Source organism: Flavobacterium sp. LK-23, from assembly GCF_058135255.1.
In genome coordinates, this window is sequence record NZ_JBYUVT010000005.1 from 86,666 (window position 1) to 98,767 (window position 12,102).

Below are 12,102 nucleotides of genomic sequence, written 5' to 3' on the forward strand. Positions count from 1 at the left end.
AAAAGAGCAGAAATTCTACAATAAATTTCTGCTCTTTTTTCTTTTCTATTGTTTATTCTTCGGATAAAAGAATTTGAAAGAATTAAAAACAGCTGTATGCAGAATCGATCCGTGGTTTTCTTCGGGGAAATAATCGAAGTACGTTTTTACATTTTTGCTTTTGGATGCTTTTAATTTTTCTGCCAGTAAATTGGCGTCAACTTCCATAACATGCGGAATTGCTGTTGGAGCTAATCCTTCTTTGCCGACAGCAATATAAATTTCGATTGACTGTTTAAAATTTTCTTTCAGCATTTCAGCATCCAAATCGAGCAAAGAACCATTGTTCCACCATAAACTCGGACTTACAATAACGTATTTATTAAAAAGAGCTGGTTTTTTAAGCAGAATTTCAGTGCCTAATAATCCGCCAAGAGATTGGCCTATAATGGTTTTAGAATCATTTGTCTTGTATTTTTTTTCAATAAAAGGTTGTAGTTCTTTTTCGATAAAAGCAATAAACTGATCCGAATGGCCAGTTGTAGGAAAACGAGTTTTATCATTTTCAACAGTAGTAGGAAAAGTAAAATCGCGTCTTCTGTCAACTGTTGCAATTCCTACAACTATTGATTTTGGAACTTGATTGATCCATTCAAAACTATTAAACTGCACCAATCCAGAAATATGAATAAAATCTTCGTCGGCAGAACCGTCAAGTAAATAAATTACAGGATATTTTGTAGCTTCAGTTGGATTATAGCCTTCCGGAAGATAAATGTTTAGAATTCTTTTTTCGTTTAATTCTTTCGATTGAATTTCGTCGATAACGCCTAAAACAAAAGGCTTTGAAGTTTCTATGGTTTTAGTTTTATTCTTTTGGCTGAATGCTAAAGTAGAAGAAAAAAGCAAAAAGGCCAGAGCAAAAAATTTGTTCATTGATAGTAAAGTAAAAATGTTTATGTAAAACGAAATTACAATTTTAATATCAGTAAATTCTTCTTTTGTTTTGGCCTTTTTTGTGTAATTGGATAATTATTTTGCTTTTTCTGCAAAAATAGCATCCAAACCTTCCATTGCAATAGTAAAACCTTCTTTGAAGCCCATTTGGATAATCATTTCCAAATCAGATAGTTTTTCATGTTTAATAACAACATCTACAAAAGTAGAACCGTCTTTTTCAGAAAAAGTCACATCCCAGTCAGAACGTGGAAATTCTTTGTTTAAATTTCCTTCGCTATCGCTAAAAGCATCTAAATATTTAAAATTAGTTTTCGGACTAATTGAAGTAAAATCTGCAATGGCCCAATGCTTTTCGCCTTCTGGTCCAACCATTGCATACAATCTGCGTCCGCCTTCTTTAAATTCCATACTTTTTGTTTCCGATTTCCACGGTGCTGGTGCCCACCACAAATCTAGAATCTGAGGTTCAGTCCAAGCAGACCAAACTTGAGGAAGCGAAGCATTAAATTCACGTTTTACATTGACAGTCTTAGTTTCCTTATCAACAGTAAAATTCATTAAAAGATTTGATTTCATTTTCTTTAGATTTTTAATTCGTTAATAATAATTCGGCTGAATTGACTTTATTTTTCTGCTAAGATTTTGTCCAAACCTTGCATTGCAGAAGTAAATCCTTCTTTAAAGCCCATTTCAATTATTTTTTGCAGTTCTTCAAAACTGTCACGTTTTATCACAATGTCAACAATTGTAGAAGTTCCCTGTTCAGAAAAAGTAATATCCCAAAACGAACTTCCAAATTCAGAATTCGGATTTCCTTCGGCATCAGAAAAAGTAGCAGAATGTTTAAAGTTTGTTTTAGGAGAAATTGAAGAATATTCAAAATAACTCCAGCGCTCAGCACCGTCGGGACCAACCATGGCATATAATCTTCTACCGCCTTCTTTAAACTCCATATTTTTGGTTTTAGATTTAAACGGAGCTGGCGCCCACCATAAATCAAGAATTTCAGGTTCTGTCCATGCAGACCAAACATTCGACAATGGCGCATCGAATTCGCGTTTTACATTTACCCTTTTATTTTCCTTGTCTACAGAAAAATTCATTAATAAATCAGTCTTCATTTTCTTTAGATTTTAAGTTAAGTAATACTTGATCCAATTGACTAAAACGCTGTTCCCAAATTGCCTTAAATTGCTCCAGCCATTGATCAATTTCTTTCATTTTATCAATTTTGAGCTGATAATAAATTTCTCTGCCCAATTTCTTTTCTTCCAATAAATCACATTCATTCAATATTTTAATGTGTTTAGAAACCGCTTGTCTTGTAGTTTGAAACTGCTCTGCAATAGCATTTGGCGTTAATGCAGTTGAGGAAATCAAAACCAATATTGCTCTTCTTGTCGGATCGGCAATAGCTTGAAAAATATCTCTTTTCATTTTTTTGAATATTTATTCGCAACTAATCAGTTGCAAATATACGCAACTTTTTGGTTGCACAATTCAAAAAGACATTTTTTTATTGAAAAAGTTTAAAGCAAAAAGAAAAAGGCGCATCAAAAATGCACCTTTTTCTATATAATCATGTTATATAATTATCTTCTAAATTTATTCTTTACAATGATGTCTTTTAGCTTGGCTTTTAGGTCTTCACCTGTATCATACACCATCTGTTCGTTGTTCGGAAAAGCAATAGCGCGTTTATCAAAATACCCTAAATAATTATCATCGCAAGCGTTTCTGTTCCCTTTGTAAGTCGAATACACATTTTCAAAAACATATTCGCTGCTTATCGGGAAAGTCTGGACTAGCTGATTGCTTTTTAAATCTACATAATCCACTTTTGCTGTTACCAAACAAGACTTAAATTGTCTGAATTCATAAACCGTTGCACGAAGTGTTTTATAATTATCCACTTTAATTTCTTTACCTAAACTGTCCTTTACAGGTCTTCCGCGGTTGTCCAAAAGCGTTTTTACGCCATCTTTAACTTGTCTTTCTTTAACAAATTCTTTCTCTTTAATTTGTTCTGGCGAAATCGCGATTTGTCTGAAATTAAGAATCAAACTATAATCATACGACACATTTTTTTGTCTTGTGCTATGATAAACCGTCCATTTATCGTTTAATCCGTAGGTTTTAAAATCCAATAAATCTTCCTGAAGCATTTTCGGAATCACCATTTCGGTTTCATTTTTGGCGTAAACATCCACAAAATCAGTTCCTTTAAACTGAGCATCGTCCATCAATTTTTTGGTATTTTTGTAGCCAGGATTAATGCTTTCCAAATAGGCAAAATCGTCATACGCTTTTCTAAAATCCAATTTGTTATTTGATTTTAAAAGAGTAGATGCGTTTTCATATAAATATTTTGAAAGTGCATTTTTGCTGTTTACAATCTCATTCGAATAATTATCAAACGGAAAATTTGCATTTCGTCCCAGCTTTAATAAAGGCAAAGGCAGAATTGGTCTAATTTTTTCCTGACGGTTATTTAGCTGTACATAAGTATTATAGATACGTTCAGCATTTGCTGGATTATTTTCTTTATTCAGCATTTCTAGATTACGCAAATCGCGGTCTTTGGCTTTTGCAAAGGCTTCTTCCAACAGATAAACATAATCTTGTTTTCCTTTTGAATCTTTTTTGGTGCGAAGCGCTTCAACAGCGCGATCAATGGCGCCGTCGTAATTTCCGTCGCTAAGCATTGATTGTGTTGTTTTTACCCCACAAGAAGAAAGGGCTAAAAACAATATAGAAACGAGAAAAGTAATTTTTTGCATAGTGTGTCTTTTGAAGTTGCAAATATATTTTATTTAACTTTTAACAACTATGCCTTTTTCTAATTTATTTAAGGAGCAGAAAAAGCTATTTTCATAAGAACGTTTACTCCCGCTGTCCGCTAAATTCCCGATTAACAAAAACTACGGCTGAAATAGCCTTGTTTTTCTAAATCGGGAGATACCGCTTCCATCGGGGCTAGATTACCGCTTTTGTTTTTCAGAGGAAACAAGAAAAAACTAACTTATTCTTCCACTTTTTTATATTCAAAAGTACCCACTTCAGGATTGGTTATAACACGTTTCTGACTGTCAAAAGAATTTATCGTAAACACAACTGGCAGAATAACAGAAACAATGGTCAATTGAGAATTGTCTTTAGATAATTTCCATTTTGCTTTGTGCGATTCTTCGCCAATAACGCTTTCAAAATCGCCATTTTCTTTAAAAACCTGAAAAACCTGATCTGTTTTAAAACGTTTTTCAATGCTTTTTTCTTTCCCGTTTTTAGTCCATTTTACCAATTGCCATTTTCCAATAAGTTCTTTAGAAGTTTGCGCTGATGCAGATAAGCCAATTAAAAACAGAAATGCTAAGATTAATTTTTTCATTTTTTAAATTTTTAAAGTTGAACTCTAATTTAATGACTTTTAATGATTTGAAAGAAAATTTTACGTTAAGTTGTTAAGCTGTTTTTTAATCAAAACAATTTGCCCTAAATGATAATAACTATGTTCAATCATAGCTTCGATATTTCTTTTATAGGTTCCGTACTGGACTTCTACAAAACCTTCATCCAGTTTTTCGTCTGGCATTTGTTGTACTAAAGACGCAAATTCTTCAGCATCATTCCAGAATCGAGTTAGAAAAGAAGTCCATTGTTCTTGAGAATGAATTGGCGCAAAATCAAAACTAAATTTGTCTTTTATATCTAATGTTCCGCCTTTAAAAACCTGATTGATTCCGTTTATGTAGTAATGAATATGCTGCGCCAAAACCGCAATTGTATTTAAGTTCTGAATGGGACTAACTGCAATTTTCCAATCCAGGTTTTCAAGCTGATCTTTAAAATTGGTGTTCGCAATCCAAGTTCCGTTTAAAATGACTTCTCTAAAACGATTGGCAATTTCTACTGTACTTTTCATATTCAATAATTTAGGAGTTTATATTTATGAGCTTATTCCTGCTGAATCCACTCGTATTTTCCGTTTTTTAGATAAATAATTCCGCCTCCACAGCTTTCTTCGGCATGAATAAAAATCCCATCATTTGGAAGTTTTATTTTATCTTCTTCTTTAACTTCTTCTTCGCCCATAATTTCACCGTCATCGTTTACATTGTTCCAGACGATTTCTCCTTTTGGTGCTTTCTCAAATGTTCCGACCCAGTCAATTTCGTCAAATCCTTGACCTAAAACATTTTTTCCAAAACCGAAATAATCTGTTCTTTTATTATTTCCAAAAGTTATTTTTAGGCCGCTTTTGTCATTTTTTGTACTTCTGATAATTTCTACGAGTTCGTTTTTTCCATCTCCGTCTAAATCGCAACTTATTTGGTTGGTTTTATGTTTTTTAGAAATTACCAATGTATCAGCTTCCTCAATGTTAATTTCAGCATTATTTTTCGGTTTTAATGCGACTTCTAAAATATCTTTTTGGGTAGTTGAGGGTGTTTCGGTTTTAGTTTCATTTTTACATGAAATTACAATTAGGGACAAAAGCAATAAAGTTTGGATTTTCATTATTTTATTATTTTGGCTTTGAAAAATTCAAGGCTAATATAAAAAAATACGTACAGAATCTAAAGTGTTTTTTAGTAGTTCTTAAATGACGTAATGAATTTTATACGCTGACTTTTGATAAATTTTAAATGTATTGTAGCCACCAATATGTATGTTCCGATTTATATTTTCCAAACCATTGGCAAGGTTTATAAAGTAGGACAACAACAAAAATCCAAATTAGATAAATTAACCAAAGAGATAAACCGCTTTCTATGCCTTTTGGCCTTCCAAAAGTTCCGGTTGCAAATTCAAATTGCGAAAAGTTGAAACCTTGAGCAAAAAGCATAAGAAGTGTTAGAAAATGAATAACATAAAAATGAACGACAAAATAAAATAAAGGTACTTTTCCGTAGACCAAAGACACTTTTTTGATTCTGTTTGTGAATTGTTCTGCAAATGCTAGAAGCAAAAACATAATTCCTAAAGTTGCTAAACAAAATAGGAGAGAAGGTGGATATTTTGTCACATTAATAAATGACAAAAAAGTAAAAACGACATTTTTTTGTGTGGTCCATAAAGCTGAATCTCCATAAATGTTTACAAAACGAATTATGATAAATAAGACTAATGCGGTTAAACCAATTTTTGTAAATAGTTGTTTTCTTTTCTCTTCAGTCCATTCAAAGAATTTACCAGTTGCAAAACCAACAAGCATAATTCCAAGCCACGGAATCGGTGGATAACCCATTATAAAAGCTCTTCCTGAAAACGGAAATACTATTGGACTAAATAGCGGTGTTAAAGCAGTTTTTAAAATCGAATTTTCTGCAAATGGAATAAGCGGTGTGAGATTGTGAAAAAAGAGTATAAGAAGTCCAATAATTCCTAATGTCTGTGAACGGATTTTCAGTAATGCACTTAAAATGATAAAACCAAAACCTATTGTTGCAATCACTTCAAACAAAAGAGAATGAAAACCAATATCGAAGAATAAACCAAAATTGACAATTGTAAATTCAAGGACAACTAACCAAATTCCTCTTTTGAGTAAAAACTTTCTGGTTTCAGAAACATTATTTTTGTTTCGAAGCGAAAGATAAACCGAAGTTCCGGCCAGAAAAACAAAAGTAGGCGCGCATAAATGAGTTATAAAACGCGTAAAAAACAGTAAAGGTGAAGTAGTTGTTAAATCGGTTGGACTTTGCGTAATAGAATCAACATGCATCAAATCTCGAACATGATCAAGCGCCATAATAATCATTACAATTCCGCGGACAATGTCGATTGATGGCTGTCGTTTCATGGGTTTGATTTTTAAATACTTAAGGGTAAATCTAATGAATTATTTTTTAAGTATTTAAGTAATATTAGTAATTGTAGATGAATTGCCTCCAGCTTTAGCTGGAGGTATATTTGATAAAAGTAAAAAAGGCTTTAGCCAAAAAAAGATTTGGCTAAAGCCCTATGAGAAAGACTTTATTATTAACCTCCAGCTAAAGCTGGAGGCAATTGAAAAATATATTTATTTAGATTTTCTAATCTTTACCTGATACACAATCTCCCAAAAAATAATAGAAAGAACAGCATTCGCAAATATGGCCGTTTTTACCTGATACGGATCATAATCTACAAGCAGATGCAAATTGGTAAACTGTAAAGCTAGAAACATAGCCAAAGCCGCAATTCCGACAGCGCAAAGTACATTAAGTAAAGGTTTCCATTTTAGGGCTGTAAAAGCATAAATAAGATTCAGGATACCAAAGCCAGCTCCAAGAGTTACAAATCCATCACCTTTAAATTTCTCATTTAATTCAAGAAAAAAATGCGTAGAAGTAAGGTATAAAAAGAAAAGAATAGAGTAAATCAGGATTCGTACTTGTGGTTTCATTTTTTGTAATTTTTATTTTTAAAAGTGTAAGATTTTTTTGTTTATTTGCTTATCAGAAAATGAAAGCTTTAAAAAGATAAAATTATGGATAAATTAATTAATGATTTTCAGTTTGGGTTATTTATTTGGCAGTTTTTAAATATTGCATTTTGCATCTTTTTATTTTATCTGTTGTATTTGTTGTTCAAGTTTTTGCGAAAAAATGTATAATAACTGTTTTTAAGATATATTAAAAAATCCCGTTTCTTTATTGAAACGGGATTTTTTTTATTCTAAAAGTGCTTCGACTTTAGTTTCCGATTTTTCTTTTAACGGACTATCTGGCTGCAGACTCCAAATTACTAGAAATCGACCTTTTGCTATATATTCTTCTGGATGTTCAGGCGTTGGTTCACCAGCTTTTCCCCAAAGTAAACCTTGCAGAAATCTATCGCCTTTAAAAACATGATCAAACTCAAAATACATAATAGAACCGCGATCTGCTTTGCTTTTAAAACTCTGAATGGCTTTACTTTTTATGGTTCCAACAATGTTGCTGTACGTTTCAATATCATTATAAAAACTGCAAGCTTGTGGCGTTATGCAAATATTACCATCGCTTACCATATAACCGCCTTTTGGAATTTCTTTTGGTTTTAGTTTTAAATCGGCTAGGGTTTGGCTGAATGAATTTGTTGTGAATAGTAGGAATAGTGTAAATAGGGGAATTGTAATTTTCATTTATTTTAGGATTTGGGATTGCTAGTTATTGACTCTCGAGCAAACCTACTTTATCATGAATAAGAATGCTTTTGTTTTCTAAATCTCTTTTTAATTTTTTCCAGGTTTTATCTTTTAAACTGCTTGCGCGCACTAGTTGCGTTTCGCTTTCAGTTTTAATATATAAGCATCTTGGTGAGCGATAAGACTGAATAATAGTAATATCTTTGATTTGATTCAAATCGAATTCTATAAGTTTTGAATACCAAACAGGATTTTTTACTATCAATTTTTCATCAGTTAAAATAAAATAATTCATTTGATATGTAAAAAATGCAAAAAGTAGCACATAGCTAAATATAATCATCCAATATTTGTTATTTCCTTGTTGAATGCATTGATGGATCATAAAACAAGTGAAAATAAAAAATCCGATAAGCATAATTCCAGAAGAAGTTAAAATATAATTTCCACTATAAATTTTTGGTTTGTTTTTATCCGTCATTTAACTGATTTTTTTGCTAAAAAAAAGAACAAAATAAAAAGATATTTGGGCTTTTGCAAAATTTTATTTTTTAGGAATTATTTTCCTTTTAGCATTTTTTTTTAATATTTAATTCTTGTCAATTTTATACTTCACTATTTAGTGTTCCGTTTGTGCCAGCATTTTTTATTTACGAGTTTATTTTAAAATTCTAACTAACTTCTAAAAACATTAATAGTTTTTGATAAAATTAAATACAACTGAAAAGCAGTTATAGAGACCGTAATAAGTGTGAGATAAGCAGAAGAATTAATAAGTTTATTGTTTTCTATCTGTAATTGTTTTGCAATATTTACTCTTCTGTTATTTAAGGTTTTTAAGAAATGCATTAATACGATTGACCAGCTAAACATTAAAAGGATAAAAAACGCAAAGCCATTTGGCATTCCTTCGATGTTTAGTAAAGTATAAATTTTGGTAAAAACTATTGCAATTACAAAATAGGCTAATGCGTACAAAAGTATTTTTTTTAAGCCATTTTCAGGTTTTAGAAAATAAAAAATGGAGCAATTTAGTAGGACGATAAAAAGGGCAAGAAGAAGATATGACATTTTGTTTCTGGGCTTAAAAAAAGCACAAAGTAAATCTCTGTGCTTTTGTAAAATTTATATTTCTAAGGTATTATTTTCCTTTTAGTAATTTTTCTAAATACTCCACTTTGTCTTTTTCAGCCTGAACCAAACGCTCGTAAAGTTCTACAACTTTATCGAGTGGATTGAAATTGCAAATATTATTATGACCAAAATTGCTGTTTGAAACTGAATCATTAAATGTATTAAAATAATTAAATACATTTTCTTCAGAAAAACTCTCAATCGCTTCTACCGTAACGCCAAGTGCTTCTGCAATTTTTGAAAGTTTAGAATCATCAATAGCTTCACTTCCTTCAATACCAGAAATTGCCTGCTGATTTGTACCAATTGCTTGCGCAAGCGCTTCCTGCTTCATACCTCGAAGTTCCCTGATTCGGCTGATGTTTCTGCCGATATGTTTTGGTTTTGATGTTGTGCTCATAATTTCAAAGGTATTTAATTTTTATCGAAACAAAAATATGTTTTTTCTTATAAAAATAAATCATAAAGATTAACTTTCTTAAAGTTCCTAGCATGGATTTACAGTTTTTGATACAAAGTGAATGAATAAAATTAGTTTACCCTCTGTTGCTAGCGCGAGCGTCTCGCTCGTGCCCGCAAAGTTTTTATGTTGTAAATTTACTTGGCTATAGGCTTTTAAATAAGTTTTTCTGCACCAACTCCATAATAAATACTTTTAGGATTATTTGGAGATTCTTCAGCAAGATTATCAAGTTTAGCGCGTACATTAGATAATATTTCACTGTCAGTTATTCCTTCTGCTCTCAATTGTTCAAGCTCTCGACCTAAAGCTCCATATTTTGCGCCTGCTATCCTATGTTTTTCTGCTTTTTCAGAATAACCTAGAAAAGTTTGTAAACTAGTTAATAATGCAGCAGCTACACTCGCTAAACCGACAGTTATTTGTAACCATAATTCAGGTTGCTTTTGTAAGGTAGCAAAAACAGTTGTTCCTACGAGAGCAGAAAGTATGACGGCGGGAACACCAAGATGGAATTTTCTTTTGCCGTAATGTTCGGCAGAACCATAGTGCGCTAATTGTGTAACTTTTATTCGTTCGTACCAATCATCAAGCATTTGTTGGGGTGTAAGCATAATGTATGTTTTTTAATAATTATATAATTCTTAAAGTGGATACTAAAGTTTGCACTCAGTCAACTGAGTATATCGCTTGTTTCTACAAAATTTTTATGTTGTTGATATTAGATTATTATTTATTGAATAGATGATTTCATAAATTTCGTCAGGAATTCCCTGATGATAATTTCCACATAATTCGCATTTCTGCAGATTGCTACTTTTGTGTTCTTCTAAATAATCAAAATGAAGTTTTATTTTACTTTCATATAAATATTTGATATTTGCGGTTAATAAGGTTTTGTCTTTTTCTGGGATGTTTTCAGAAATAACTGATTTTATAAAATCATCGATAAAAAAGATCAAATTTTTTAGTTGTTTTAATTGATAAACATCACTCTCTAAATCTTCACTATTGTGATGTGATTTTACTACAACGTAAATTTTAAGATATTTATAAATCGCATCACTTCCAGTTTTTACTATTTCAATATCAATCTTTTCATTACCAACATTTTTTTTTGTTTTTTCAATATAATGGAATCTCTCGATATCATTTCGGATAATCTCTAATTGTTGTTTTAAATATGTTATAACTTTTGATTCAAATTCAGTTTCTTTTTGTTCTTTTAGCTGTTCTTGAATTAATGCATTTGCATCTATTTGAGTTTTAAGAGCATAATACACTAGAATTGAGCCTAAAAGACTGGCAAAAGGTGCTGTAATTCCTCCAATTGTTCCTCCAATATTGTTAGTTTCAGCTTTTGTAAAGTCAATAAAGCTAGATATTTGTGTAAAAATTATAGGCGAAATTAGAATTAATATAATGCCAAATATCAAAATAAATTTTATGTTTTTCATTGAAGAATTAATTAAACTTGTTTGCTAAAATATAATTTTACTCTTATTAATTTTAAATATTGGATATTGATTTATTAACTTATTTATAAGCATAAATGTATCAAATACTGAAGATGAATTTTAATATCTAAAATTGAAGAACAAAAAAAATCCCGCATCAATTAAGAAACGGGATTTTTATAATATTTTAAGGAGATTAAAAACTTAATTTAAACTCTAGTTTACTTATTTCGTCTGGTTTTCCAGATTTAAACTTAATATCTTTAAGTTCATTAAGTGATGGGTCAATTACAATTTTTGGATTTTTACTTGTAATCCTTTTTAGCTTCACTATTTTTTTTATACGTTTCATATTTTTTTCCTTTTAATTAAAAATCCATCAAAGTCTTTTGTATAATCAAATGGTTCGTCTATGATCTGCTCATTATCAATTATTCGGGCACCAAATATATCAAAAGTTTCTGATAATTCCTCAAGATTTAACATTATAGCTCTTTTGTAAGTATTTGTTCTTCTAACATCACTGCCTTTAAAGAACACTGCTATTTCTGGATTTGTCTTTGTAAATTCATATACAGTTTGGGCTACAGTTGCCAAAACAATCCTAATGTCTCCATTGTCATTTATAACTTGATCATCTATAATATACTTTTTTATTGATGGGGCGTATTTTAAGTTTCCAAAACCAAGATTATAGATAGAAGGGTTTTTAGTTGGAGTGTAAGCAACCACTTTTCTAAAACTTCCTTTTATTCCAACACTTACAAAATTAAATATTGTGGATGATTCATCTTTCGTAAGGTCATATTTACAGTAATTCATTTAAATAAAAAATTTCGTACAAATATAATGAATTGAGATGACTTTTTTATTTGTGTGAAAAGCGAAGATTAACTTAATTATGTAAACCAATCTAAAATCTGAACTCAAAAATCTGAAATAAAAAAATCCCGCCTCAATTAAGAAACGGGATTAAAGTGATATTCTCTTTTTTTTCTATT

18 protein-coding genes are annotated in these 12,102 nt (G+C 30.8%); all 18 read right to left on the minus strand.

Annotation, left to right across the window (positions count from 1 at the left end):
• Positions 1 to 45: 45 nt before the first annotated feature.
• The 18 genes from AC3Y25_RS09675 to AC3Y25_RS09760 all read right to left on the minus strand — a co-directional run bounded on the left by AC3Y25_RS09675 (position 46) and on the right by AC3Y25_RS09760 (position 11,923).
• Positions 46 to 915 (minus strand): alpha/beta hydrolase, encoded by an 870-nt coding sequence (locus tag AC3Y25_RS09675; protein ID WP_489902600.1) that lies wholly within the window; start codon positions 913 to 915, stop codon positions 46 to 48.
• A gap of 96 nt (positions 916 to 1,011) precedes the next feature.
• The gene (locus AC3Y25_RS09680) at positions 1,012 to 1,515 is read right to left on the minus strand and encodes an SRPBCC family protein (protein ID WP_489902601.1); all 504 of its coding nucleotides are present in this window, start codon (positions 1,513 to 1,515) and stop codon (positions 1,012 to 1,014) included.
• A 47-nt stretch (positions 1,516 to 1,562) separates the two neighbouring features.
• Positions 1,563 to 2,060, minus strand: a complete 498-nt coding sequence (locus tag AC3Y25_RS09685; RefSeq protein ID WP_489902602.1) for an SRPBCC family protein — start codon at positions 2,058 to 2,060, stop codon at positions 1,563 to 1,565.
• Complete coding sequence (locus tag AC3Y25_RS09690; protein ID WP_095931335.1) at positions 2,050 to 2,376, minus strand: ArsR/SmtB family transcription factor; 327 nt, start codon at positions 2,374 to 2,376, stop codon at positions 2,050 to 2,052. The genes AC3Y25_RS09685 and AC3Y25_RS09690 overlap by 11 nt, the downstream gene beginning before the upstream one ends.
• A 155-nt stretch (positions 2,377 to 2,531) precedes the next feature.
• Complete coding sequence (locus tag AC3Y25_RS09695) at positions 2,532 to 3,719, minus strand: hypothetical protein (protein ID WP_428237933.1); 1,188 nt, start codon at positions 3,717 to 3,719, stop codon at positions 2,532 to 2,534.
• Between the two features lie 242 nt (positions 3,720 to 3,961).
• The gene (locus tag AC3Y25_RS09700; RefSeq protein WP_095931337.1) at positions 3,962 to 4,327 is read right to left on the minus strand and encodes a hypothetical protein; all 366 of its coding nucleotides are present in this window, start codon (positions 4,325 to 4,327) and stop codon (positions 3,962 to 3,964) included.
• A 60-nt stretch (positions 4,328 to 4,387) separates the two neighbouring features.
• Positions 4,388 to 4,861 (minus strand): DUF1572 domain-containing protein, encoded by a 474-nt coding sequence (locus AC3Y25_RS09705; RefSeq protein ID WP_489902603.1) that lies wholly within the window; start codon positions 4,859 to 4,861, stop codon positions 4,388 to 4,390.
• A 32-nt stretch (positions 4,862 to 4,893) separates the two neighbouring features.
• Positions 4,894 to 5,457 carry a hypothetical protein gene (locus AC3Y25_RS09710; protein ID WP_489902604.1) on the minus strand — a complete coding sequence of 188 codons (564 nt, stop codon included), beginning with the start codon at positions 5,455 to 5,457 and terminating at the stop codon, positions 4,894 to 4,896.
• A 124-nt stretch (positions 5,458 to 5,581) separates the two neighbouring features.
• Positions 5,582 to 6,742, minus strand: a complete 1,161-nt coding sequence (locus tag AC3Y25_RS09715; RefSeq protein ID WP_489902605.1) for an acetyltransferase domain-containing protein — start codon at positions 6,740 to 6,742, stop codon at positions 5,582 to 5,584.
• A gap of 219 nt (positions 6,743 to 6,961) precedes the next feature.
• The gene (locus AC3Y25_RS09720; protein ID WP_489902606.1) at positions 6,962 to 7,327 is read right to left on the minus strand and encodes a hypothetical protein; all 366 of its coding nucleotides are present in this window, start codon (positions 7,325 to 7,327) and stop codon (positions 6,962 to 6,964) included.
• A gap of 267 nt (positions 7,328 to 7,594) precedes the next feature.
• Positions 7,595 to 8,047: a hypothetical protein gene (locus AC3Y25_RS09725; protein WP_489902607.1), complete on the minus strand. Its 453-nt coding sequence runs from the start codon at positions 8,045 to 8,047 to the stop codon at positions 7,595 to 7,597.
• Positions 8,048 to 8,072: 25 nt separating this feature from the next.
• Positions 8,073 to 8,531, minus strand: a complete 459-nt coding sequence (locus AC3Y25_RS09730; protein WP_489902608.1) for a hypothetical protein — start codon at positions 8,529 to 8,531, stop codon at positions 8,073 to 8,075.
• A gap of 194 nt (positions 8,532 to 8,725) precedes the next feature.
• Positions 8,726 to 9,028, minus strand: coding sequence for a hypothetical protein (locus AC3Y25_RS09735; protein WP_489902609.1), 303 nt, complete (start codon positions 9,026 to 9,028; stop codon positions 8,726 to 8,728).
• Positions 9,029 to 9,191: 163 nt separating this feature from the next.
• Entirely contained in the window at positions 9,192 to 9,584 is a 393-nt protein-coding gene (locus AC3Y25_RS09740) for a helix-turn-helix domain-containing protein (protein ID WP_489902610.1), read from the minus strand.
• Positions 9,585 to 9,799: 215 nt separating this feature from the next.
• On the minus strand, positions 9,800 to 10,258 hold the full coding sequence (locus AC3Y25_RS09745) for an SLATT domain-containing protein (RefSeq protein WP_489902611.1): 459 nt from the start codon (positions 10,256 to 10,258) through the stop codon (positions 9,800 to 9,802).
• 93 nt (positions 10,259 to 10,351) lie between these two features.
• Positions 10,352 to 11,101: a hypothetical protein gene (locus AC3Y25_RS09750; protein WP_489902612.1), complete on the minus strand. Its 750-nt coding sequence runs from the start codon at positions 11,099 to 11,101 to the stop codon at positions 10,352 to 10,354.
• A gap of 196 nt (positions 11,102 to 11,297) precedes the next feature.
• Positions 11,298 to 11,453, minus strand: coding sequence for a hypothetical protein (locus AC3Y25_RS09755; RefSeq protein WP_379797463.1), 156 nt, complete (start codon positions 11,451 to 11,453; stop codon positions 11,298 to 11,300).
• A complete protein-coding gene (locus AC3Y25_RS09760) occupies positions 11,450 to 11,923 on the minus strand; it encodes a DUF6934 family protein (RefSeq protein WP_489902613.1) in 474 nt (157 codons plus the stop codon). The genes AC3Y25_RS09755 and AC3Y25_RS09760 overlap by 4 nt, the downstream gene beginning before the upstream one ends.
• Positions 11,924 to 12,102: the final 179 nt, after the last annotated feature.